General features: G+C 71.1%; 17 protein-coding genes. 13 read left to right on the top strand and 4 right to left on the bottom strand.

All coding sequences use genetic code 11. The annotated features are described in order from the left end of the window. The first annotated feature begins 85 nt into the window (after positions 1–85). The 3 genes from ACH4TV_RS17905 to ACH4TV_RS17895 all read left to right on the top strand — a co-directional run bounded on the left by ACH4TV_RS17905 (position 86) and on the right by ACH4TV_RS17895 (position 5,097). Positions 86–1,624, top strand: coding sequence for a tetratricopeptide repeat protein (locus ACH4TV_RS17905; RefSeq protein WP_398399048.1), 1,539 nt, complete (start codon positions 86–88; stop codon positions 1,622–1,624). After that, a complete protein-coding gene (locus ACH4TV_RS17900) occupies positions 1,621–3,360 on the top strand; it encodes a sulfite exporter TauE/SafE family protein (protein ID WP_398399046.1) in 1,740 nt (579 codons plus the stop codon). Before ACH4TV_RS17905 ends, ACH4TV_RS17900 begins: the two co-directional genes overlap by 4 nt. Before the next feature lie 90 nt (positions 3,361–3,450). Continuing rightward, entirely contained in the window at positions 3,451–5,097 is a 1,647-nt protein-coding gene (locus tag ACH4TV_RS17895) for a serine/threonine-protein kinase (RefSeq protein WP_398399045.1), read from the top strand. Between the two features lie 15 nt (positions 5,098–5,112). Here ACH4TV_RS17895 and ACH4TV_RS17890 read toward each other — a convergent pair whose 3' ends face one another. After that, positions 5,113–5,919 (bottom strand): SGNH/GDSL hydrolase family protein, encoded by an 807-nt coding sequence (locus tag ACH4TV_RS17890; protein ID WP_398399043.1) that lies wholly within the window; start codon positions 5,917–5,919, stop codon positions 5,113–5,115. 312 nt (positions 5,920–6,231) lie between these two features. Between ACH4TV_RS17890 and ACH4TV_RS17885 the strand changes: the two genes are divergently transcribed. From ACH4TV_RS17885 to ACH4TV_RS17855, 7 genes are all read left to right on the top strand, one after another. Then, the gene (locus ACH4TV_RS17885) at positions 6,232–7,443 is read left to right on the top strand and encodes a S8 family peptidase (RefSeq protein ID WP_398399041.1); all 1,212 of its coding nucleotides are present in this window, start codon (positions 6,232–6,234) and stop codon (positions 7,441–7,443) included. Positions 7,444–7,656: 213 nt separating this feature from the next. Next, positions 7,657–8,094, top strand: coding sequence for a hypothetical protein (locus ACH4TV_RS17880; RefSeq protein WP_398399039.1), 438 nt, complete (start codon positions 7,657–7,659; stop codon positions 8,092–8,094). A gap of 37 nt (positions 8,095–8,131) precedes the next feature. Further along, on the top strand, positions 8,132–9,235 hold the full coding sequence (locus ACH4TV_RS17875) for a GNAT family N-acetyltransferase (protein ID WP_398399037.1): 1,104 nt from the start codon (positions 8,132–8,134) through the stop codon (positions 9,233–9,235). 418 nt (positions 9,236–9,653) lie between these two features. After that, a complete protein-coding gene (locus ACH4TV_RS17870; RefSeq protein ID WP_398399035.1) occupies positions 9,654–10,496 on the top strand; it encodes a glycosyltransferase family 2 protein in 843 nt (280 codons plus the stop codon). Then, positions 10,493–11,518, top strand: a complete 1,026-nt coding sequence (locus ACH4TV_RS17865; protein ID WP_398399033.1) for a glycosyltransferase family 2 protein — start codon at positions 10,493–10,495, stop codon at positions 11,516–11,518. Before ACH4TV_RS17870 ends, ACH4TV_RS17865 begins: the two co-directional genes overlap by 4 nt. Continuing rightward, entirely contained in the window at positions 11,515–12,315 is an 801-nt protein-coding gene (locus ACH4TV_RS17860; protein WP_398399031.1) for a polysaccharide deacetylase family protein, read from the top strand. The genes ACH4TV_RS17865 and ACH4TV_RS17860 overlap by 4 nt, the downstream gene beginning before the upstream one ends. Further along, positions 12,308–16,111: a lipopolysaccharide biosynthesis protein gene (locus tag ACH4TV_RS17855; protein WP_398399029.1), complete on the top strand. Its 3,804-nt coding sequence runs from the start codon at positions 12,308–12,310 to the stop codon at positions 16,109–16,111. Before ACH4TV_RS17860 ends, ACH4TV_RS17855 begins: the two co-directional genes overlap by 8 nt. A gap of 69 nt (positions 16,112–16,180) precedes the next feature. Here ACH4TV_RS17855 and helR read toward each other — a convergent pair whose 3' ends face one another. Both helR and ACH4TV_RS17845 read right to left on the bottom strand, forming a co-directional pair. Then, a complete protein-coding gene (gene helR / locus ACH4TV_RS17850) occupies positions 16,181–18,370 on the bottom strand; it encodes an RNA polymerase recycling motor ATPase HelR (RefSeq protein WP_398399027.1) in 2,190 nt (729 codons plus the stop codon). A 161-nt stretch (positions 18,371–18,531) separates the two neighbouring features. Continuing rightward, positions 18,532–19,959 (bottom strand): xylan 1,4-beta-xylosidase, encoded by a 1,428-nt coding sequence (locus tag ACH4TV_RS17845; protein WP_398399025.1) that lies wholly within the window; start codon positions 19,957–19,959, stop codon positions 18,532–18,534. 97 nt (positions 19,960–20,056) lie between these two features. Between ACH4TV_RS17845 and ACH4TV_RS17840 the strand changes: the two genes are divergently transcribed. Next, positions 20,057–21,151 carry a DUF5925 domain-containing protein gene (locus tag ACH4TV_RS17840; protein WP_398399024.1) on the top strand — a complete coding sequence of 365 codons (1,095 nt, stop codon included), beginning with the start codon at positions 20,057–20,059 and terminating at the stop codon, positions 21,149–21,151. An 87-nt stretch (positions 21,152–21,238) separates the two neighbouring features. On the opposite strand, the gene ACH4TV_RS17835 is transcribed toward ACH4TV_RS17840, so the two are convergent. Further along, positions 21,239–21,607 (bottom strand): GntR family transcriptional regulator, encoded by a 369-nt coding sequence (locus ACH4TV_RS17835; protein ID WP_398399022.1) that lies wholly within the window; start codon positions 21,605–21,607, stop codon positions 21,239–21,241. A 71-nt stretch (positions 21,608–21,678) separates the two neighbouring features. Between ACH4TV_RS17835 and ACH4TV_RS17830 the strand changes: the two genes are divergently transcribed. Further along, entirely contained in the window at positions 21,679–22,617 is a 939-nt protein-coding gene (locus ACH4TV_RS17830; RefSeq protein WP_398399020.1) for a GNAT family N-acetyltransferase, read from the top strand. 10 nt (positions 22,618–22,627) lie between these two features. Beyond that, positions 22,628–23,128: a DUF402 domain-containing protein gene (locus ACH4TV_RS17825; RefSeq protein WP_398399018.1), complete on the top strand. Its 501-nt coding sequence runs from the start codon at positions 22,628–22,630 to the stop codon at positions 23,126–23,128. The last annotated feature ends 32 nt before the right edge of the window (positions 23,129–23,160 follow it).

Genomic DNA, 23,160 nt, shown 5'->3' with positions numbered 1-23,160 from the left:
CGGCCCGCTCGTATCCATCCCCCACGGCGCGGGCCGCGCCGTTCACCGTCCACCGACGACTCGCCTAGGCACCTGAGGAGAGGGCATGCCCCCGCGTACGAACGACAACGCACCGGAACGCGAGCAGGCGCCACAGCCGCCGGCCGCGCACCCGGGCCGTGAGCCCGGCGAGCAGCCGGCCGACACGGCGGGGGCAGCACCCGGTACGCCCGTCACCGGCACGGCCGACACCGCCTCCGGCCCCGACGAGCGTGTCGCCGCTGTCCGGCGGCTCGGGGAGTCGTCCCGGCGGTGGCGGTCGCTGCAACTCGGGGCCTGCGCCGTGGCGTTGGCGGTGGCGTTCACCGCCGGAGCCGTCGTGCTGGGGGCCCTTCGCGACGGGGGCGGGACGGCCGCCGTCGCCTCCGCGCCGGCCGTGATGTCTCCCGCGCTGCTCGCCAGTGGGGACCTCGACGCGAGCATCGCCTCTCTTCAGGGCCATCTCCGCAGCCAGCCCAAGGACTTCGGCAGCTGGGCCACTCTCGGGCTCGCGTACGTCGAGCAGGCCCGCACCAAGGGTGACCCGTCCCGGTATCCGCAGGCGCAGGAGGCCCTGAAGCGGTCCCTGGAGCTGAGGCCCGACAACGACTCCGCCCTCGCCGGGCGCGCCGCCCTCGCCGCCGCCCGCCATGACTTTCCCGATGCCCTCACGTACGCGGACCAGGCCCTCGCCCAGAACCCGTACAGCGAGCGCGCCCTGTCCACCCGTATCGACGCTCTGGTCGAACTCGGGCGCTACGAGGAGGCGTTGAAGGCCACCGACGAGGCCGACGCCAAACGGCCCGGGGTGCCGGTCTTCACCCGGTACGCGTACGTACGCGAGCTGCGCGGGGACGTCGGTACCGCCCGGCGCGTGCTGGAGCAGGCGCTGGGCTCCGCAAGCTCTCGCGGGGACATCGCGTACGTGGCCACCGCGCTCGGTCAACTCGACTGGAACCAGGGCGAGTACAAGAGCGCCCTGGAGTACTACGCCCGCGCCCTCGCCGCCGACGACGCCTACCTTCCGGCGCTCGAAGGCCGCGCCCGCGCCCAGTACGCGAACGGCGACCGGGCCGGTGCCGTCAAGGGCATGGAGGACGTCGTCTCCCGCTTTCCGCTGCCCGGTCCGCTCGTCGAGCTCGGCGAGCTGTACGAAGTCCGCGGCGACGACGGCGACTTGGACAGGGCCCGCGACCAGTACGCGCTCGTCAACGCCTGGACGGCCATCGCCCGCGCCAACGGCGTCAACGCCGACCTGGACACCGCGCTCGCCGCCGCCGACCACGGCGACAAGAAGTCGGCGCTGCGCGCGGCCCGCGCCGAGTGGGACCGCCGGGAGACCGTGCACACGGCCGACGCCCTCGCCTGGGCGCTGCACGTCAACGGCCAGGACGAGGAAGCGCTGCCGTACGCGCGCCGCGCCACCGCGACCGGCTACCGCAACGCCTCCTTCCTCTACCACCGCGGCATGATCGAGCAGGCCACGGGCGCCGACAGGGAAGCCCGCACCTCGCTCTCCGCCGCCCTCGAACTCAACCCGGGTTTCTCCCCCTTGGGCGCCCAGAAGGCGCGCACGGCCCTCAAGTCCTTGGAGGCGGCGAAGTGAAGTCCCGTCGACTGTTCGCCTCCGGCGGCGCCGTGCTCACGGCCGCCTGTGCGCTCGTGCTCGTCCCCGCCGGGGCCGCGAGCGCGCATCCGCTCGGCAACTTCACCGTCAACCGGTACGACGGTCTCGTCGTCGCCCCCGGTGAGCTCCGCGTCGCCCATGTCGAGGACCTCGCGGAGATCCCGGCGACCCAGGCCAAGCCCGACCTCGAGAAGCTGGGGCTGACCGGCTGGGCCGAGCAGCGGTGTGCGACCGCCGCGCAGGGCAGCGAGGTCACCGTCGCCGGGCGGGCGGTCACGCTCTCCGTCGGCAGCGCCGAGGCGAGTGTGCGGCCCGGTCAGGCCGGCCTCGACACCCTGCGGGTGGAGTGCGACCTCACGGCCGCCCTTCCCGAGGTCGCCGAAGGGGACACCCTCTCCGTCGGTTTCCGCAGCGCGGGCAGCGAGTCGGGGCCGGGGTGGCGGGAGATCACCGCGCGCGGCGACCGGATGACGCTCACCGGGTCCGACGTACCGGAGAAGTCGGTCTCCGGTGAACTGACCAGCTATCCGCAGGAGTTGCTCTCCTCACCGGCCGACACCGCGACCGCGGCTGTCCAGGTGCGGCCGGGCGGCCCGGCCCTCGCCGAGGGCGGCGAGGACGACGCCCCGGCCTCCTCCGTGCTGCCGCGGGGCGCCGACCGCTGGACCCGCGCGCTGGACTCCCTGGTGGCCCGGCACGACCTCACGGTCGGCTTCGCCGCGCTGGCCCTGGTCATCGCGATCGGCCTCGGCGCGATGCACGCGCTCGCCCCGGGCCACGGCAAGACCCTGATGGCGGCCACGGCAGCCGCCCGGGGCGGCAGGGCCCGCCTGCGCGACGTCATGCCGCTGGCCGCCTCCGTGACGGTCACCCACACCCTGGGCGTGGTCGCCCTGGGCCTGCTGGTGACGGCCGGTTCGGCGGCGGCGCCCTCGGTGATCGCCTGGCTGGGCGTGGCGAGCGGTCTCCTCGTGACGGGGGCGGGCCTGACCCTCGTACGCCGGGCCTGGCGCCACCGCGTCCACGAGCGGACGCATCTGCACGCCGACCCCCATCCCCACCCGCACCCGCACGACAGCTCCGGTGACCACGGCCACACGCACGACCACGATCACGATCACCTCCACACTCACGCCGCCGACAAGGCACCGGAACGCGAACTGGTCCTCGCACACGCGGCGCACGCGCACAGCCACACGGACACCGCTCCCACAGCACCTGCCGCAGCCCCCACGCACGTGCATGACCACGACCACGACCACGACCACAAGCACGACCACACCCACGAGCACCACGACCACAAGCACGCGCACGCCTCCACCACCCTCGAACACACTCACGGCGGCTTCACGCACACCCACGCCGTCGCCCCCACCCTGCGCGGCACGATCCTGCTCGGGTTCGCCGGTGGGCTGGTGCCGAGTCCCTCGGCCGTGGTCGTGCTGGTTGGGGCCGCCGCATTGGGGAAGGCGTGGTTCGGGTTCCTGCTCGTGCTGGCGTACGGGGTCGGGCTCGCGCTCACGCTCACCGGGGCCGGGTTCCTCGTCGTGAGGCTGGGAAGCGGGGCCAACCGGCTGCTGGACCGGCGTCCGGGGCTGGCCGGTGGTCCGGTGGTCGCGCTGTTGCGGCGTACCGCCCCACTGGGCTCCGCGTTCCTTGTTGTCGCCCTGGGGGCCGGATTGGTGCTCAAAGGGGCGGCATCCGCTCTTGGCTGAGCTACTTTTGGGGAGAAATCGCTCGGAGTGCAGAAAACAGTGCAGAAAAACGGAGTCCATTGAACGCGTGGCTGCGATGGGGGGACGTCCGTGTCCGAAGAATCGGGCAATGACCGTGTGATCGCGGGACGCTACCGGCTGCTCTCACCGCTCGGCGAGGGCGGCATGGGGACGGTGTGGCGGGCCCGCGACGAGGTGCTGCACCGAGAGGTCGCTGTCAAGGAGGTACGCGCGCCCTCCGGACTACTGAACTCCGATATCGAACGGATGTACGCCCGACTGGAGCGTGAGGCCTGGGCCGCGGCCCGCGTCTCCAGCCGGAACGTCGTGACCGTGTACGACGTGGCGACCGACGGGGGCCGGCCGTGGATCGTCATGGAGCTGATCCGCGGGGTCTCGCTCGCCGACCAGCTGGATGCCGAGGGGTCACTGTCCCCGCAGCAGGCCGCGCACATCGGCGCCGAGGTGCTCGCCGCGCTGCGGGCCGCGCACGAGGCCGGTGTGCTGCACCGGGATGTGAAGCCGGGCAACGTCCTGCTGTCCAACGACGGTCGGGTGGTGCTCACCGACTTCGGGATCGCGATGGTCGAGGGCAGTTCGGCCCTCACCATGACCGGCGAGGTCATCGGCTCGCCCGAATTCCTCGCGCCTGAGCGGGCGTTGGGGCGCACCCCCGGCCCCGAGTCCGACCTGTGGTCGCTGGGCGTGCTGCTGTACGCGGCGGTCGAGGGCAACTCCCCGTTCCGCCAGGACACCCCGCTCAGCACCCTGCGCGCCATCGTGGACGAGGAGTTGCCGACCCCGCACCGGGCCGGGCCGCTCACGCCCGTCATCGAGGGGCTGCTGCGCAAGGATCCGGCCGAACGCCTGGCCGCCGACCAGGCCGAGCACGACCTGCGGATCATCGGCGCGGGCGGCACTCTGAGCGCGGACACCGTCCAGACTCCCCCGTACACACCGACGATCGCGGCAGCCTTCCCGCAGCCGTCGGCGACGCCTCCGCGACCGACTCCCGTTCCCACGGCGGCGACCGGGCCGGTTCCTCCTCCCCCGCCCTCTCCCTCGACGGATCGTCCCGTGTCGGGACGGGACCCCAACCGGCGCGCCGCCGTCGTCCTGGTGGCCGGCCTCGCCGCCGTCGCACTGGCGGTGGCCGGACTGACGTACGCCCTGCTGAACGGCAACGGAGGCGACGGCGAGAAGGACAACGGCGCCGGTGTCGAGAGCAGCGCGCAGCAGAGCAACAGGGAGACGGGCGAGGCGAGTTCACCGAAGGACAGCCCGAGCGAGTCCGACCCCGAGGAGACGAGCGCGACGCCGAGCAACAGCGGCGACGGTACGACCTCGCAGCCGGCCCAGTCCGTGAAGGTGAACGTCGTCGGCTCGGAGACGGAGTACTCGGGTCCCTGTCCGCCGCCCAACTCGGAGGCGCCCGGCTTCACGGCGACGTTCACGGTGGGCAACGTGCCCGCGGAGGTCTCCTACCGCTGGGTCACGGAGACGGGTGAGGCCCCGGAGCAGGGCTGGCGGACACTGTCCTTCCCTGAGGGCGGCGGCACGACCAAGCAGAACAAGGTCTATGTGACGACGTACGACGAGAGCGGGACGATCAACAACGCGATCGGGGTGGAGGTGCGCAACCCGGTGAGCGTGAAGTCGAACACCGTGCCGTTCTCGGTGACGTGTGAGGCGGAGACCCCGTCGGACGGGGCCTCCTCCCCCACTGCTTCGCCGTGACGTGCCGTCGGTCGGTCAGGCGGCGCTGGTGAACACCGGCAGATAGCCGCCCGACTGGCCGGCGGCCGTCGGGTGGTAGGAATCGCCGATGCTGAGCAGGTTGAGGCTGTGCAGCCAGGGGCTGCCCGAGCAGAGCTCGTGACCGGTGAAGGCATTCCTGACGTCACCGAAGGTGAAGCCGTGGTCGGCGGCCCTCTTGGCGAGCGCGCCGTTCAGGTGGTCGGCCGCGCCGTTGATCGCGGACCGCTTGGCCTCGGAGAGGCCGAGGCAGGCCTGGCCGAGCTTGTAGAAGTGGGGGTAGCCCAGGACGACCACATGGGCGGCGGGGGCCCTGGAGCTGATGGCGTCGTACACGGTGTCGAGCTGACCGGGGAGGGTCGAGTCGACGTACGCCTTCGCGGTGTTGATGCGGCTGAGGCAGTTGCTGTCGGACTGGAGTACGCAGGTCGTCATGACGTCGGCGAAGCCCGCGTCGTTGCCGCCGACGCTGATCGAGACGAGGCCGGTGGAGGAGCCGAGCGGGGTCAGTTGACTCGCCAGAACATCACCCGTTCGGGCGCCCGAGCAAGCCGTGAAGTTGAACGTCGAGGGTGAGTGGGCGGCGGCCCAGAGGTACGGGTACGCCTTCGTGCTGCGCTTGCAGTTGCCGCTGGAGGCGATGTAGCCACCGGCGCCGACACCGGAGGAGTAGGAGTCTCCGAGGGCCACATAGCCGGTGGCCGCGGCGAGTTGGGACGCGTGCGCCGATGTCGCGCCGGTGAGGGCGACGCCGATGGCGAGGAGGAGCGAGGTCACGTATGCCGTAATTCGGGAACGTCTCATGGAACCTCCCTTTAGCAGGATCTCTGCCTCAACGTTCGTAGCAACTACGCGTGTTGAATGGAAGTGTTCATGCCAAGACTTTTCCGTCCCTACCCGAACGGATCACCCCCGTTCACATTACGTTCTATTGCGTGTGCATGACAGATGCGTGACAAGCTGCCCAGCCTCTTGAGCAACTCCCGTGCATGACCGAGTCTTTACTTCAGCCCGGGCGGAACGCGACGCTCCGGGCTGTGCCCCGCGCTCGCGGGCACCCCCCACAGACGCGCCCGCACCCAGGCGTGTGCTGCCTAAGAGGAGGACTCCCTCGTAATGGCACAACTGCGTAGCAAGAAGATCAGGACCGCCGCGACCACCGTCGTGGCCGCCGCCGCTCTCGTCGGCGGATTCACCGCGCTTCCCGCCCAGGCCGCCCCGGCACCCGCCGAGGGCACGGTGCTGGCCGCCGGCTCCCCCACGGCCGTCAAGGACAGCTACATCGTCACGCTCAAGAAGACGACGGGCCTCAAGGCCGCGTCGAGCGCCGGCAAGAGTCTGATCGGCGAGTACGGCGGCACGGTGAAGAAGACCTTCAGCACCGCGCTCAACGGCTACTCGGCGACCCTCTCGGCGACGGAGGCCCGCAGACTCGCCGCCGACCCGGCGGTGGCCTCGGTCGAGCAGAACCAGACGGTGCACCTCGATGCCACACAGACCAGCGCCCCGTGGGGCCTGGACCGCATCGACCAGACGGCCCGGCCGCTGTCCGGCACGTACACCTACCCCGACACGGCGGGCGCCGGCGTGACCGCCTACGTCATCGACACCGGCGTACGCATCACGCACGCGCAGATCAGCGGCCGGGCCGCCAACGGCTACGACGCCGTGGACGGCGACACCGTCGCGCAGGACGGCAACGGCCACGGCACACACGTGGCCACCACCATCGCGGGCTCGACCTACGGTGTCGCCAAGGCCGCGAAGATCGTGGCGGTCCGGGTGCTCAACAACGCCGGTTCCGGCACCACGGCCGGCGTCGTCGCGGGCATCGACTGGGTGACCGCGAACCACAGCGGCCCCTCCGTCGCCAACATGTCGCTCGGCGGCGGCGCCTCCACCGCCCTGGACACAGCTGTCGCCAACTCCATAGCCAGCGGCGTCACCTACGCGGTCGCGGCGGGCAACAGCAGCGCCAACGCCTCCGGGTACTCCCCCGCCCGGGTCGCCTCGGCGATCACGGTCGGCGCCACCACCAGCACGGACGCCAGGGCGAGCTACTCGAACTTCGGCGCGGTCCTGGACATCTTCGCCCCGGGCTCCTCGATCATCGCGGGCTGGCACACCAGCGACACCGCGACGAACACGATCTCCGGTACGTCGATGGCCACGCCGCACGTCGCGGGCGCGGCAGCCGTCTACCTCGCGGGCCACACCTCGGCCACCCCGGCCCAGGTCGCCACGGCACTGACGGGCGGCGCCACCACCGGCGTGGTCACCAGCCCGGGTACCGGTTCGCCGAACCGTCTGCTGAAGCTCGTCCCGTAACACCTGAAGCTCGTGACATCTGAGGCGAATCAGCAACTCGCTTGACCCGAACGGCAGTTCCCCGGAGGCAGCCGGCGCCTCCGGGGAACCTGTCTGTCCACCCGTTCCCTCCCCTCCGGGGAACGTGTTGTCCGAGTTCCACATCTTGACTCGCCCGTCCCACTGCGCGACATTGAAGCCCGGCATCCGGCGCGTCGGGGGGCAAAGTCGCCAATGCAGACCATACGTATCAAGCCACCTTCATCCGGTAGCGGATCGGGGAGCGGTGAGACACCGGAACAGGGCCTGGGGAAAGACCTGTTCCCGCTGCTCGCGGGCGTCGCGGTGGCCGTCGCGGCCGTCGGCGCGGTCCTCGCGCTGACCGACACCGCCTCACCGCTGCGCGGCCCGTTCACCCTGTTCTTCCTCCTCGCCGCACCGGCGGTCGCCGTCTCAGCCGCGCTGCGCGGACTGGAACCGTTCGGCCGGATCGTGACGTCGGTGGCAGCAGCGGTCGCACTCGACCTCCTGGTCGCCCAGGGCATGATCGCGACGCACCAGTGGTCGGTCCGCGGCGGAGTCGTCGCCGTGACCGTGATCAGCTCGCTCATCCTCCTGCTGGTTCTGGTACGGCGGCAGCGCGGCCGTACGGCGAGAAGACGGACTTCCTGACGTGGCTGGTGACGTGACCCGCAATCAGACCTCAGACGTGACCCTCACCGTGCACCGGCCCGGCGAACTGACGGCCGCGGACCGGGCCGCCTGGACGGCGATGCAGTCCAAGGCCCATCTGCACGGCTCGCCCGGACTGGCGAACCCCTTCCTGTCCCCGGAGTTCGCCCTCGCGATCGGCCGCTGCAGACGCGGTGTACGCATCGCGGTGGTCCGCGAGGGCGGGGAACCGGCCGCGTTCTTCCCGTTCCAGAGATCCGCTGCCGGGGTCGGCCGGGCCGTCGGGCTCGGCGTCTCCGACTGCCAGGGAGTGGTGCACCGTCCCGGATTCACCTGGGACGCACAGGAGTTGCTGCGGTCCTGCGGGCTCGCGGTGTGGGAGTTCGACCATCTGGCCCAGGGCCAGGCGCCGTTCGAGGCCGAGGCCTCCGGCACCTTCCCGTCCCCGGTGATGGACGTCGACCAGGGGTACGAGGCCTATCTGGCCGGACTCCGGGAGCGCTCACCGAAGTTCACGCGCACCACGCTCGCCAAGGAGCGCAAGCTCGGCCGGGACGCCGGCGAGGTCCGCTACGTCCACGACGAGCGCGATCCCGAGGCGCTGCGCGCGCTGATGGCCTGGAAGTCCGCCCAGTACCGCAGGACCGGCCGCAGCGACCGCTTCGCGCACCCCTGGATCACGCAGCTGGTGCACCAGCTCTTCCACACCCGTTCCGAGCCGTTCGCGGGCATCCTCTCGGTGCTGTACGCCGACGACAAGCCGATCGCCGCCCACTTCGGGCTGCGCTCCGAACGCGTGCTGGCCTGCTGGTTCCCGGCGTACGACCCGGCGTACTCGAAGTACTCGCCGGGGCTGATCCTGCATCTGCGGATGGCCGAGGCGGCCGCCGCCGACGGGATCGCGTACCTGGATCTCGGCCGGGGGCAGAAGGACTACAAGGACTCCCTGAAGACACGTGAACTCCTCGTGTCCGAAGGGTGGGTGACACGTCGTCACCCGGTGGCGGTCGGACACCGGGCGCGGCGCGCCCCGGTCCGGGCGCTGCGCAACGTGGTGCTGTCACGGCCGGAGCTGTTCGAGCCGGCCGACAGGATACTGAAACGGATGGGACAACTCCGTTCCAGAAATCGATCAAAGTAGTTGTGTAACGGTCAAACCAACAAAAACGTGAGGCCTCGTTCCAGGTCTTGCCATAAGGGCGCAATCGTCAATACCGTCATACATCTCACCCGCATCGGTACGTCGTCCTGTGACTCAGGGGAGGGCTCAGGGTCCACGACGACCGTCGGTGCGGTACGCGGTAGGGGGGTGCCGTGCTCGGTGAACGTACGTCTTGCCGAGCCGTGCCGCGAGGTCGACCGCCGAGTCACGGCGTTCGGCCAGCTTTGCCAGCTCACCCGGTATGCACGAAGACAGCAGGACAGGTACCAGGACAGGTACCAGGACAGGTACGGAGAAACCATTCGTCATGCCGTAAGTGAGAACCCCCCTTTCGAACCGGACAAAGAGCCGGGCCGCCCAGGGGCGGGCGGTCCACCGGACGAGAGGGACCAGACTCATGAGTTCCGTTCTGCGACCGGCGATCTCGGGCCAGGAGCCCGCGATCGCGAACCAGCAACCGACCACAGCCGGCGCGTACCGGCCCATCTCCTCCCACCTGGCGATCACGCCACCGGTGAGTGTGGTGATCCCCGCCATGAACGAGGCGGAGAACCTGCCGTACGTCTTCAAGACACTGCCCGACTGGATCCACGAGGTGGTCCTGGTCGACGGCAACTCCACCGACGACACGGTCCAGGTCGCCCGCGACCTGTGGCCCGGCGTCAAGGTCGTCGGACAGCAGGGCAAGGGCAAGGGGGATGCCCTGATCACCGGGTTCGAGGCCTGCACCGGCGACATCATCGTGATGGTCGACGCGGACGGGTCGGCGGACGGCAACGAGATCGTGTCGTACGTCTCCGCGCTCGTCTCGGGCGCCGACTTCGCCAAGGGCTCCCGCTTCGCCAACGGCGGCGGCACCGACGACATGACGTTCATCCGCAAGCTCGGCAACTGGGCGCTGTGCACGATCGTCAACCGCAAGTTCGGCGCCCGCTACACCGACCTCTGCTACGGCTACAACGCGTTCTGGCGGCACTGCCTCGACAAGATCGACCTCGACTGCACCGGCTTCGAGATCGAGACCCTGATCAACATCAGGGTGGTCAAGGCCGGGCTCAAGGTGCAGGAGATACCGAGCCACGAGTACCTCCGCATCCACGGCGCAAGCAATCTGCGGGCCGTGCGCGACGGGCTGCGCGTGCTGCGGGTGATCCTGCGGGAGCGCTCCAACCGGCGTGCCCTGCGCAGCCGTTCGCACCGCTCCCTCCACCTCGGCACGAACCGGGGAGAGGCGTCTTGAGCGAGCTGGACGTCTCGGTCGTCGTCTGCGTCTACACCGAGGACCGCTGGGAGGACATCCTCGCGGCGGTCGCCTCGGTGCGGACGCAGTCCCGGCCGGCCCTGGAGACACTCCTGGTCGTCGACCACAACCAGGCTCTCCTGGAGCGGCTGGCCAAGGAGTACAAGGAGACCGACGGGGTACGGGTGCTCGCCAACGCGGGCCCGCGCGGCCTGTCGGCCGGCCGCAACACCGGGATCGCGGCATCGCGCGGGGAGATCATCGCCTTCCTCGACGACGACGCCGTGGCCGAACGCGACTGGCTGCGCCACTTCGCCGAGGGGTACGCGGACCCCCGGGTGATGGCGGTCGGCGGCCGTACGATGCCGATCTGGGCGTCGGGCCGCCGGCCCGCGTGGTTCCCGGAGGAGTTCGACTGGGTGGTGGGCTGCACCTACAAGGGGCTGCCCGAGGGGCTCGTCGAGGTCCGCAACGTGCTCGGCGGGAACGCCTCGTTCCGGCGTACGGCCTTCGACGCGGCCGGTGGTTTCGCCACCGGCATCGGACGGGACGGCGACAAGCGCCCGCTGGGCTGCGAGGAGACGGAACTGTGTATCCGGCTCACCAGGGCCAGACCCGAGGCGGTCCTGCTGATCGACGACCGTGCGGTGATCCACCATCGGGTGCCCGAGGTCCGCGAACACTTCGGGTACTTCCGCACCCGCACCTACGCCGAGGGCCTGTCGAAGGCGCTGGTCGCCCGAAGTGTGGGCGCGGACAAGGGACTTGAGTCCGAACGCCGGTACACCACCCGGGTGCTGCCCGCCGGGGTCGCGCGCGGTCTGCGCGACGCCCTGCTGGCCCGTCCGGGCGGCGCGGGCCGCGCGGGCGCGATCGTCGCCGGGGTGCTGACGGCGGCGGGTGGTTACGTGCTCGGGAGCGTACGGGCGCGCCGGGGCGGGGCCACGTTCACGGTGGTGGAGATCGAGAGCACCGTGAAGACGGAGAGCGCGGTGGAGACCGAGGGAGGGGGCCCCCGATGACCGACGCACGCGTACCGATCCTCATGTACCACTCGGTCGCCACCGCGCCCAACGACGCGACCCGGGCCCTGTCGGTGGCACCGGAGGCGTTCGCCGAACAGCTGGCGGTGCTGGCGGATCAGGGCTTCACGCCGGTCAACACGGCGGATCTGGCAGCGAGTTGGCGATCCGGTCGCCCGCTCCCCGCCCGCCCGCTGCTGATCACCTTCGACGACGGCTACGAGGGCGTGCACCGGCACGCGCTGCCCGTGCTCGCCAAGCACGGCTTCCCCTCCACGCTGTTCGTGTCGACGGGCTGGCTCAGGGGCCCGTACGACACCGGGGGCGGCCTCGACACCATGCTCGACTGGGACCAGGTGCGCGAACTCGCGGGCAACGGCGTCGAGATCGGCGGCCACAGTCATACGCACCCGCAGCTGGACCAGCTCGACGACGACGCGCTGCGCTTCGAGCTGACCCGCTGCCGGGAGGTCGTCGCCGGTGAACTGGCCGCCGTGCCCGTGTCGTTCGCCTACCCCTACGGCTACTCCAGCCGCCGGGTGAGGCAAGCGGTGCGGGCGGCCGGGTTCGCCCAGGCGCTCGCCGTCGGCAACTCTCTGGCACGCCGGGAGCAGGGGCCGTACGCCCTGCGGCGCGTCACCGTGCGCCGCTCCACCGGCATCGAGGAGTTCGCGCGGCTGGCCGAAGGCCGGTCGATCGCCCGCGAGTTCGCCCGGGACCGTGCCCTCACCAAGGGGTACGCCATGGTCCGCAGAGCCCGACAGGTCCGCCGGAAGGCCATCCGTTCCCGTGTCTGACACGACGACCACACCCGCGACCGAGGCCACCGGGACGCCCGAGGCCGAGACATCCGAGCAGCGTCCTGGGCGCCGGCTGCGGCTGCCCGGCCTGGGCAAGGGCCGGGGCGGCGGCAGCCAGCTGTTCCGCAACGCCTACGCGCTGATGCTCAACACCGGCATCTCCGCCGTGCTCGGGCTCGGATTCTGGCTGGCCGCCGCCCGCTACTACTCCGAGTCCGCGGTCGGCCAGAGCTCCGCCGCGATCGCCGCCATGAAGCTCCTCGCCGGTCTCACGGCGCTGACGCTGACGGGCGCCCTGGCCCGGTTCATCCCGGTCGCGGGCCGCGCCACCGGACGGCTCATCTTCCGTACGTACGCGGGCAGTTCGGTGATCGTGGCGCTGGCAGGCGGTGTCTTCCTGCTCACGCTGGACATATGGGGGCCGTCGTACAGCTTCCTGCACGGGCCTGTGCCCGCCCTCGGGTTCGTCGGTGCCGTCGTCCTGTGGAACCTGCTCACGCTCCAGGACGGGGTACTGACCGGGCTGCGCAACGCGCTGTGGGTGCCGGTCGGCAACACGGTGTTCTCGGCGGTCAAGCTGGCGCTGCTGGTCGCCTTCGCGGCGGCGATCCCGACGAGCGGTGTCTTCGTGTCGTGGGTCGCCGCGATCGCCGTGTCGGTGCTGCCGCTCGGCTGGCTGGTGTTCCGGCGGCTGGTGCCCCGGCACGTCAAGGCGACCGAGGAGCACGCGAAAGCGCCGACGCTGAGGGAGGTCGGCCGGTTCCTGGCGGGCGACTACACGGGTTCACTGTTCTCCCTCGCGGTGGTCTACCTGGTGCCGGTGATCGTCGCCTCGCAGGTCAGCTCCGCCGACAACGCGTACTTCTACATCACCACGACCATCGGCGGCACGGTCAACCTGCTCGCCATCAACATGGGCGCCTCCCTGACCGTCGAGGGCTCGCACGACCCGGCCCGGCTGGCCGCCAACACCCGGGCCGCGCTGAAGCGCATGGCGCGGATCATGCTGCCGGTCGCCGGTGTGCTGTTCTTCGGCGCGCCCTGGATCCTGGGCGTCTTCGGCTCGGGCTACGCGGACGCGGCGACGCCGCTGCTGCGCTGGTTCGCGGTCGGCGCGGTGCTGCGGGTCGTCATGGAGACGTACTTCGCGGTGCTGCGCGCCCAGAGCCGGACCGCCGGACTCGCCTGGCTGCAGGGCCTGTTGTGCGCCCTGGTGCTCGGTCTGACGCTGCTGCTGCTCCCCCGGACGGGTCTGACCGGAGCGGGCGTCGCGGAGATCTCGGCCCTCGCGGTGATCGTCGCGATCGCCGCGCCCAAGCTGTACCGGACGGTCATGGCGGCGCCGGCCGACTCCGTCCCCGAGGGCTCGGCACCGGACGGGGACCTCGCCGACCTGGGGGCCCGCGAGGCCGCCGGGTCCCGCAAGCAGGGCGCCGGCTGGGCGCGGCCCCTGGACTCGGACACGCTCGCGCTCGGCGTCCACCTCGACTTCGACCACCAGGAACGGCGCCCGGACGTCCGCCCAGGGCCGGGGACCCCGCCCACGGGGACACCGGCGCCGCGCGAGGTGCACCGGCCGGCCTGGGCCCTGAAGCAGGTGGGGCTGCCCGTCGAGGAACGGCGGTCGGCGGAGGGCACGTCCGGGGAGCCTGATGTCCCGATGGGCGCGGACCCCGAACTCGTACGAGCTGCCAAGGCGTCCCTCGTACGGGAGTTGCGGTCGTCGCACGCCCTGGCCGAGCCGCCGCCGACGCCGCCGCTGTCCGTGCGCGCGCGTCTGCTGCCCACCCGCTCCGGAGTCGTCCTCGGCTGTCTGCTCATCGCCGCGCTCCTTCTCTACTGGGTGCCCGCGCTGCGCCTCGGCGAGGCCGACCTGGACCGGATGGGCGGGCTCGGGCTGATCTCCGTACTGCCGCTGCCGACGCTGGTCGGGGCCGGGCTGCTGGTCCTGGTGTTCTCGTCGCTGCTGTGGGGCAAGCGGGAGCACCGGGCGCTGCTGGCGCTCACGCTGCTCGCGACGGTCGTGTCGCTGCACGCGCTGCCCGCGGTGATCGAGACCGAGCCGCGGTTCGCTACGGCCTGGCAGCACCTCGGGTTCATCGACTACATCGACCGGACCGGGTCCGCCGTACCCGACCTGGACGCGCGCTGGAGCTGGCCGGGCTTCTTCGCCGGGGCCGCGTTCGTGGCGAAGGCCTGCGGGATCAGTGACCTCACCGAGGTCATCCGCTGGTGGCCGCTGACCATGCAACTCCTCTATCTGGCACCGCTGTTCCTGCTGACGCGCTCGCTGCGGGCGAGCTGGCGCGCCAAGTGGACCGGCGTGTGGATCTTCGTGCTGAGCGGCTGGGTGGGGCAGGACTACTTCTCTCCTCAGGGCTTCACGTATCTGCTGTACCTGGTGTTCGTGGCCGTCCTGCTGGTGTGGTTCCGGGCGCCGCGCGTGCTGTGGGCGAAGATGCGGCCGGGCGAGGCGGAGGTCGAGCCGACGAACCGTCGCCAACAGGCCGTACTGCTGGGCCTGTTGATCGCCCTGTTCGCGGCGACGGTCCCGGCCCACCAGCTGACGCCGTTCGTGATGCTGGGCGTGCTGACGGTCCTGGTCCTGATCGGCCGGTCCGAACTGCGGGGCCTGCCCATCCTGTTCGGTGTCGTCGTCGCGGCCTGGGTCGGCTTCATGGCCGAGCCGTACTGGTCGGGACACTTCGACGACATGTTCGGCGGGATGGGCGGAGTCGGCGGCAATGTGTCGTCGAGCGTCTCCGGCCGTATCGAGGGCGGCAGTTCGACCCACAAGCTCGTCCTCTACGCCCGTGTGCTGCTGGCCGGCGGGGTCATGGCGCTCGCCTGTTACGGCTGGTGGCGCCGCCGCGACCACAAGTACCGCGAACGCTCCCTGCTCGTCCTCGCCTTCGTCCCGTTCTTCGGCTTCGGCATGCAGTCGTACGGCGGCGAAATGGCCCTGCGCGTCTTCATGTTCGCCCTGCCCGGCGCGGCCCTGCTCGCCGGGCTCGCGCTCTTCCCGCGCACCGGGGTCACGGCGAAGGAACGGGACAGGGACCGGATCAGTCTCGCTCCGCTGGCGGCACTGATGGCGGGGCTCGTCCTCATGGGCGGTTTCCTGGTGGCCCGTTGGGGCAACGAGCCCTTCGAGCGGACCCGCCCCGGCGAGGTCGCCGCGATGAACTACGTGTACGCCCACGACGATCCGACCGTGCGGCTGCTGTGGCTGAGCAACGACCTCGTCGACAACGTGACGCCGGCGATGCCGTGGGGCGCGCGGGACATGGAGAAGGTGCAGTACGTGCCGACGCTCGCACCGGTCGACCCGGTGCTGGTGTCGGGGCTGGTGAAGTCGCTGAAGGACGCGGGCCCGAACTCGTATCTGATGGTCAACCGCAGCCAGGTCGTCTACCTCCAGATGGACGTGGGCTACTCGGCGGCCTGGGAGAACCGGCTGCTCCAGAACCTGGACGGGCGGGACGAGTTGAAGAAGGTGTTCGTCAACTCCGACGTGACGATGTATACGATGCGGCAGCAGCCGGAGGGCAAGGTCCCGAAGGCCGAGCCCGGCCCGATCGGCCCCCAGGTGACGTGGACACCGTGGTCGGTGGTGGGCGGCCTGGCGGCCGTCGCCCTGATCCTGCTGCTCACGGCCCGGGAAGCCGTACGGGTCGCGATGCCGCCGAGTGTGCGGCAACTGCGGTGGCTCCAGAGCAGCTTCTGGTTCTCGCTGCCGCTGCTGGCGGTGCTGCTGGCCTCGCTGGTGCAGCGGTTCCTGACGATGAAGTGATGCCGAGTGGGTGGTCCTCCCGGTCGGCGACCGCCGAGCGGCGGGCGGCGATCAGGAGGACCTCCGGCGTCAGGAGCTCGTGAGGACGACGAGTCGCTGGGTCGCCCGGGTCATCGCGACATAGCGGTCGACCGCTCCTTCGACGCCCTCACCGAACGTCTCCGGGTCGACGAGGACGACCAGGTCGAACTCCAGTCCCTTCGACAGTTCCGGGGTCAGCGACCGCACACGGGACGACGTCGCCCGGAACGTGCCGCCCTCGCTGCCACCGGTGCCGATGACACAGGCGATCCCCTCGTCGTGCTCGGCGAGCCAGGTGCCGAGGACCGCGTCCAGCTCCGTGACGGATCCGTGGCGGACGGGGATGCCGCTGCTGCGGACGGAGGTCGGCACGTTGGCGTCCGGGAGCGCGGCCCGGATGACCGGCTCGGCCTCCGCCATGACCTCCTCGGGCGTCCGGTAGTTGACGCTCAGCGAGGCCACGTCGATCCGGTCGAGGCCGACCCGCTCCAGCCGTTCCCGCCACGACTCCGTGAACCCGTGCCGGGCCTGGGCGCGGTCCCCGACGATGGTGAAGCTCCGGGACGGGCAGCGGAGCAGCAGCATCTGCCACTCGGCGTCGGTCAGTTCCTGGGCCTCGTCGACGACGACGTGCGCGAACGGGCCGGCGAGCAGGTCCGGTTCGACGGGCGGCAGTTCGGACTCGTCGACCAGGCTGACCTTGGCGTCCTGGCCGCGCAGCATCCGTACCAGGCCCACGCCGTCGTCACCGTCGGCGCCGGAGTCGGTCGCGGCGTCGATCAGGTTGTCGACGACCTGCGTCATGCGCTCGCGCTGGGCGGCGAGGACGGCATCGTGCCGGCGCCTGCGCCGTGCCGTCTCCGGGTCGCCGAGCCGCTGCCGCGCCGCGTCGAGGAGCGGCAGGTCGGACACCGTCCAGGCCTTGGGGTCCGCCGTGCGCTGGAGCTTTCGCACCTCGTCGGGACCGAGCCAGGGCGCGCACATCCGCAGGTAGGCGGGGACCGACCACAGGTCCGAGACGAGGTCGGCCGCTTCGAGCAGCGGCCAGGCGCGGTCGAGGGTCCCGGTCAGCTCCTCGTCGTGCAGCATCGCCCGGCGGAACTGGTCGGGCGGGACGTCGTCGTCGTGCCGGTCCAGCAGGATCGTGAACAGCTCCTCCCGGATCAGCTCGCGTGCCTCGTTGTGCGGGGTACCGGGTCCGGCCGCTTCGAACGCCTCGGTCCAGTCGGCGGCGCTGAGCCGGACGTCGGCCCAGGGGGTCGTGACGGTCATCCCGTGGGTGGGCGGCTCCTCGTAGAACCGGACGGCCTTCTCGACCGCCTTCACCATGTCCGCGGACGACTTCAGGCGGGCCACCTCCGGGTCCGTCTCGGTCGCCGCTCCGGCGCCCTCGGCGACGAGGTCCCGCAGGGTGCAGGTCTGTACGCCCTCCTCGCCGAGACTGGGGAGGACATCGGCGACGTAGGACAGGTAGGGCCGGCTCGGGCCGACGAACAGCACGCCGCCGCGACGGTGACCGAGACGGGGGTCGGCGTAGAGGAGGTAGGCGGAACGGTGCAGGGCGACGACGGTCTTGCCCGTACCCGGACCGCCGTCGACGACGAGAGCGCCTCGGGATCCCGCCCGGATGACGGCGTCCTGGTCGGACTGGATGGTGGCGAGCACGTCCCGCATCCGGGGCGAGCGGTTGCTGCCCAGGCTGGCGATGAAGGCGGACTGGTCGTCGAGCGCGGCGCGCCGCTGGAGCCCGTCGGCGGTGAACACCTCGTCCCAGTAGTCGCTGATCCGGCCGCCGGTCCAGCGGTACCGGCGGCGGCTCGCCAGTCCCATGGGGTTGGCGTGGGTCGCCGCGAAGAACGGCTCGGCCGCCGGGGAGCGCCAGTCGAGCAGCAGCCGGCGGCCCGTGCTGTCGGTGAGGCCGAGCCGTCCGACGTAGACGGGCTCGGAGTCGTCCGCGCCGACGATGTGTCCCAGGCACAGGTCCAGGCCGAATCGGCGCAGGGCGCGCAGTCGGCCGGTCAGCCGGTGGATCTCCAGGTCCCGCTCCATCGCCTCCCGGCCGATGCCGCCGGGCGCCCTGCGCTCCGCGTCGAGGCGGTCGGACAGTTCGGCGATCGCCTGGTCGAGGCTCTCCGCGATGGCCGCGAAGTGCTGCTCGTCGCCCGCGATCAGCGCCGGGTCGGCCTTGAGGGAAAGACGGTCGGGAAGGTCGAACGCACTGGTGGTCAGGGGGGTCATGTCACGCACTTCGCGAATCTCCCGTTTCCGCAGGTACTGGCCTCGGCCAGCGATTCTGCGGCACCACCGGGGCCTTGCCGCAAGCCCCCCGGTGCGCTATACGTTGAGAGTGGAAAGGGGTGGGTACTCCCCCTGTGCGTTCGTCGCCCGCCCTGCCGGTCCTACCGGCTGAGCCACTTCACCTCGTAGGCACCCATCTCGAACCGCTTCCCGTCGATCTGCGCGTCGATCGGCCGGTCCAGGACGTTGACGACGAGGACGGCCTTGTCGTCGGCGAGGACGCGCACGTTGGGCGCGTCGTCCGGAGCCACCGGGACGGTCTCGTACTCGGTCCCCGGCCCAAAAGCGGCACCAAACCGGGAGACGAGATCGAACATCGGAAGTGCCGCTCCCCCACTGCCACTTGACGTGGGGGTCCACAGGCAGCCGGCGCACGCGCCGCCCTTCTCCTCCTCGGGGTTCCAGTAGAAGCCGGAGGAGGCGCCGCCCTTGGCCATCGCGATCAGGCCGGCGGCCTGGACGGCCTCGCGGCGGGTCTCGGACCAGCCGGTGCGGTCGTCGTTGCCCTCGGCGGGCTCGACGTAGTACTCGGCCCACCACAGCGGCAGTCCGCGTGTCCGTGCGCGCACCCACTCGCCGACGGCGGTGAACTTGTCGGTCGCCGCGAACTCGTCGGGCAGCAGCTCGTCGTCCTTGGTGTAGCTGGAACCGTCCACGACGACGAAGTCGGCGCCCGCCTTGTGCGTGTTCCAGTAGTCGAAGGCGTCGAGGACCCGCTGGTCCATCGCGCCCCAGGGCCCCTTGAAAGTCGTGGAGGCGTCCGGCTTCTGCCGCGGGTCGAGGCTGTCCATGACGAGATACGGCCCGCCCACCATGATGTCCTCGTCGACCTTCTTCAGCGCCTTGTGGACCAGGTTGTAGAGCTCGGTGTAGCCCTCGTAGTCCCAGCGCGCCTCGCCGTTGTTCCAGAAGCCCTTGAACTCGTTCCACACGATGAAGTGGCGTACGTCGGGATAGCGCTTGGCCACGGTCGCGGCGAGCGCGGCAAAGTCCTTGTAGTGCGCGCGAGTTGGCGCGGTCTCCAAGGCTGCCTGGCTCCAGTCGGTCTTGTCGGAGCCGGACTTGCCACCCTTCATCCAGTCCGGGGCGCAGCACAGGGTGACGACAGGGGTGGCGCCGGTCGCGCGCATGAAGTCGATGCGGCGGTCCATCTCCGCGAAGTCGTAACGCCCCTTGACCGGCTCGGGGTTGCCCGCGCCCCAGCCCATGATGTGCTGGTTCTGCGGCAGCCCGGGGTCCTTCGACAGCAGCCCCTCGACCCGGCCGACGGCCGCCGCGCTCCCCTCGTCGGCGCTGAACTGGGTGTGCGTGAAGCCCCACCCGACGTCCGGCTCCGACGACGCGGGCGAGGAGGCGGGCGGCGTGCCGTGCACCTTGTCGCCGTCGCGGGAGGTGCCCGCGGTGCTGCCGCCGTTCGACGGCAGCGTGTTGAGCAGGGTCAGGACCAGGGCCAACGCGGCGGCCCCCACACCGAGCAGAGCGGTGAGCTGCCACCGCCGAGCCCCCGAATTCCACCCATGACGTCCCATCAAGGGCAACAGTAACGGCGGGGCAGGGCCTGAGGGGAGAGTACGTACCAGGCGGAAACCGGGTGCACTCGGCGCCCGGGTGCCGGATCATGGCGGCATGTCTGCGAACCCACACGACGCGCTGCCGATCCGGCTCAACGTCGACGACAGCGACTCACCGTCCGATGTCGTCGACGCGCTGTTCCTCGGCCGCTTCGCGACGGGTGAGCAGCCGTACTCGCATGCGGCGAACATCGACCGCGTACGGTCCGGAGCGACCCTCCTCCCGCCGGGCGCCCGCGTCCTGCGCGCCGCCCGCGACGACGACCGCAGCGCCACGCTGGCGGAGGGCGACGGCTGGACCCTCCTGGTGTCCCGCTGGAACAGGGGCGCCGACGTCACCGTGACGGCGACCACCCCCGAGCTGGCCGCGAAGGTCCTCGACCAGGCGACGGACGGCGCGACGGACGAGCCCGAACCCCAGCCGGAGAACGTGACGATGGGCTTCTGGTACGTGTCCCCGCGCCGGGGCCCGCACCGCACGACCCGCCAGATCTCGGCGGGTACGTGGGACGACGTCCGCGCCAACTACACGGCGCCGGTGGCGGACGCGATGGACGGCCTGATGAAGACGACCCCGGAGGACATCGCGGGCCGGCTGTTGCTGCTGCACGGCCCGCCGGGCACCGGCAAGACGTCCGCGCTGCGCACGCTGGCCCGTTCCTGGCGGGACTGGTGCCAGGTGGACTGCGTCCTGGATCCGGAGCGGCTGTTCTCCGACGTCGGCTATCTGATGGACATCGCGATCGGCGAGGAGGACGGCGCGGGCAAGGGCCGCTGGCGCCTGCTCCTCCTGGAGGACTGCGACGAGCTGATCAGGGGCGAGGCCAAGCACACGGCCGGCCAGGCACTGTCACGGTTGCTGAACCTGACGGACGGCCTCCTGGGCCAGGGTCGCAACGTCCTGGTCGCCGTCACGACCAACGAGGACCTGGAACGCCTCCACCCGGCCGTCGTCCGCCCCGGTCGCTGCCTGGCCCGCATCGAGGTGGGCCCCCTGACCCGCCGCGAGGCGACAACCTGGCTCGGCACAGAGGACGGAGTACCCCGCGAGGGCGCAACCCTGGCCGAGCTCTACGCCCTCCGCCGGGGCACCACCCCCACCTCGGTCCCGGACCAGAGGGAGGGCGCGGACGCGGGGTTGTACTTGTAGGAGGGGGTTGCGGAGGACGCGCCCGATAGGGGCGCGGGGAACTGCGCGACAAGCCCCCACCGCCCCGCAGCAAAAGAACCACCCCAACTACCCCTTATAAGCCGCCCGCAGGGCATCTTTAACCGCATCCAACGCCGCCCCCTCCCCCAACCCGAGCCGCAGAACCCGCTCCGCATAAACCTGCGCGGCAGACGCCGCCTCCCGCTCCGCCGCCGACCCCGCCGCAGCGACAAACGTCCCGTTACGCCCCCTCGTCTCGATCACCCCGTCCCCCTCCAGCGCCCGGTACGCCTTCGCCACCGTGTTCGCGGCAAGACCGAGCGACTCGGCAAGCCCACGCACGGTCGGCAACCGGTACCCCACCGGCAGCGTCCCGGCCCGGGCCTGCTCGGAGATCTGGGCACGCACCTGCTCGTAGGGCGGCGCGCTGTCGTCGATGCGGATCTTCAAGGTCACGCTGCGATTGTCCCGTACCGGCCGGAAAATGAGAGGCACCCGCCGTATCTCCCCACGTAACGTCCGAGCTCATGACACTGACCGTGCGTTCCCTCCGTACCGAAGACCGTGCCGACATCGAGGCCTTCGCCGGCGTCCGGCGTGCAGCTCTCCCCTTCCTCCTGTTCACCCCCGAGGCCGTCGCGTACGACATCGCGCACGCCCATCCGGACGCCCACTTCCGGGCTCTCGTCGCCGAGGAGGACGGCGAGGTCCTCGGCACGGCCCAGACCGGGGTCGTCCACGACAGCCCAAAGCCCGGCCAGGGCTACGTCAACGTGTACGTGCACCCGGAGCGGACGCGGCGCGGTGCCGGTGCGCTCCTCGTCCGCACCGCCGAGCGGCACCTGGCGGCCGCGGGGGTGACCAAGGCCTTCGCCTGGGTGCTGGACGCGCCGGGCAACCGCGCCTTCGCCGAACGTCACGGCTACCACTCCAGCCGCACCGCGCACTTCCTCCGCCTGGACCTGGCGAACGGCACCCTGCCCCCGCTCCAGGACCCCCCGCCGGGCGTCGAGCTGCGCAGGGGCTCCGACTTCGCCGCCGACCCGCGCGCCCTGTTCACCCTGGACGCGGAGACGATGTCGGACGAACCGAGCGACGTCGTCTACTCGTTCACGGACTACGAGGCCTGGCTCCGCGAGACCTGGCAGCACCCCCTGTTCAGCCCCGAGCTGACCTCGGTCGCCGTCGTCGACGGCCGCCCCGCCGCCTTCAGCGCGGCCCGCACCGACGGCGCCACCCGCTACGGCACCGTGATGACCGGCACCGCCCGCGACTTCCGTGGCCGGGGCCTCGCGAAGCTCGCCAAGAACGACTCCCTGCACCGGGCCCGCGCCGCCGGCTGCACGGAGGCGCTGACGGGCAACGACGCCGGGAACGGGCCGATGATCGCTATCAACAACTGGTTCGGGTACGAGATCTGCGCGACGGAGGCGAGGTATGTCCGCGAACTCAACCGAGACGACTGAGGTGAACGAGATGACTGAGATGGCTGAGATGGCTCCCATGGTGAACGTGGTCCTGGTCAAGGGCGGCCGTACGAAGATCAGTTACCCTGCCGAGCTGCTCCACGACGACGGCACCCGTATCGCCGTACGCGCCCCCTGGGCAGGCGACGGAGTCCGCGACTTCGGCTTCGTCCGCTTCGAGCCCGGTGACGTGTTCACGGAGTACTACTGGCGGGACCGCTGGTACTCGGTGAAGGAGGTCCGTGATGGGCAGGGCACGCTGAAGGGCTGGTACTGCGACATCGCCCGCCCGGCCACGCTCGCCGGCACGGACCTGGTCGTCGAGGATCTCGACCTGGACCTGTGGCGCTCCGCCGACGGCACAGACGTACGACGGCTGGACGAGGACGAATTCGCGGAGAGCGGGCTGGCGGAGCAGGATCCCGAAGCCGCGGCCGCCGCGATGACCGCCCTCGACGAGCTGGAGGTCGTCGCGACCGTCGACGGTGGCCTGGAGTCGCTCCTGGCGTAGGTCTGGCCTGGCCTGGGAGCGACTCCAGTCCG

It is taken from the genome of Streptomyces sp. NPDC020898 (genome assembly GCF_044333925.1).
Classification (GTDB): domain Bacteria; phylum Actinomycetota; class Actinomycetes; order Streptomycetales; family Streptomycetaceae; genus Streptomyces.
The sequence above is the reverse complement of the archived record's forward strand: the minus strand, read 5'-3'. Positions and strand labels throughout refer to the sequence as shown.

Excerpts from the sequence above, each read along its gene's own strand:
- ACH4TV_RS17840 (WP_398399024.1), top strand. The coding sequence starts at position 20,057 with ATGTCTGCGAACCCACACGACGCGCTGCCGATCCGGCTCAACGTCGAC.
- helR (WP_398399027.1), bottom strand. The coding sequence starts at position 18,370 with ATGACCCCCCTGACCACCAGTGCGTTCGACCTTCCCGACCGTCTTTCC.
- ACH4TV_RS17870 (WP_398399035.1), top strand. The coding sequence starts at position 9,654 with ATGAGTTCCGTTCTGCGACCGGCGATCTCGGGCCAGGAGCCCGCGATC.
- ACH4TV_RS17890 (WP_398399043.1), bottom strand. The coding sequence starts at position 5,919 with ATGAGACGTTCCCGAATTACGGCATACGTGACCTCGCTCCTCCTCGCC.
- ACH4TV_RS17830 (WP_398399020.1), top strand. The coding sequence starts at position 21,679 with ATGACACTGACCGTGCGTTCCCTCCGTACCGAAGACCGTGCCGACATC.
- ACH4TV_RS17825 (WP_398399018.1), top strand. The coding sequence starts at position 22,628 with ATGACTGAGATGGCTGAGATGGCTCCCATGGTGAACGTGGTCCTGGTC.
- ACH4TV_RS17905 (WP_398399048.1), top strand. The coding sequence starts at position 86 with ATGCCCCCGCGTACGAACGACAACGCACCGGAACGCGAGCAGGCGCCA.
- ACH4TV_RS17880 (WP_398399039.1), top strand. The coding sequence starts at position 7,657 with ATGCAGACCATACGTATCAAGCCACCTTCATCCGGTAGCGGATCGGGG.
- ACH4TV_RS17885 (WP_398399041.1), top strand. The coding sequence starts at position 6,232 with ATGGCACAACTGCGTAGCAAGAAGATCAGGACCGCCGCGACCACCGTC.
- ACH4TV_RS17845 (WP_398399025.1), bottom strand. The coding sequence starts at position 19,959 with ATGGGACGTCATGGGTGGAATTCGGGGGCTCGGCGGTGGCAGCTCACC.
- ACH4TV_RS17860 (WP_398399031.1), top strand. The coding sequence starts at position 11,515 with ATGACCGACGCACGCGTACCGATCCTCATGTACCACTCGGTCGCCACC.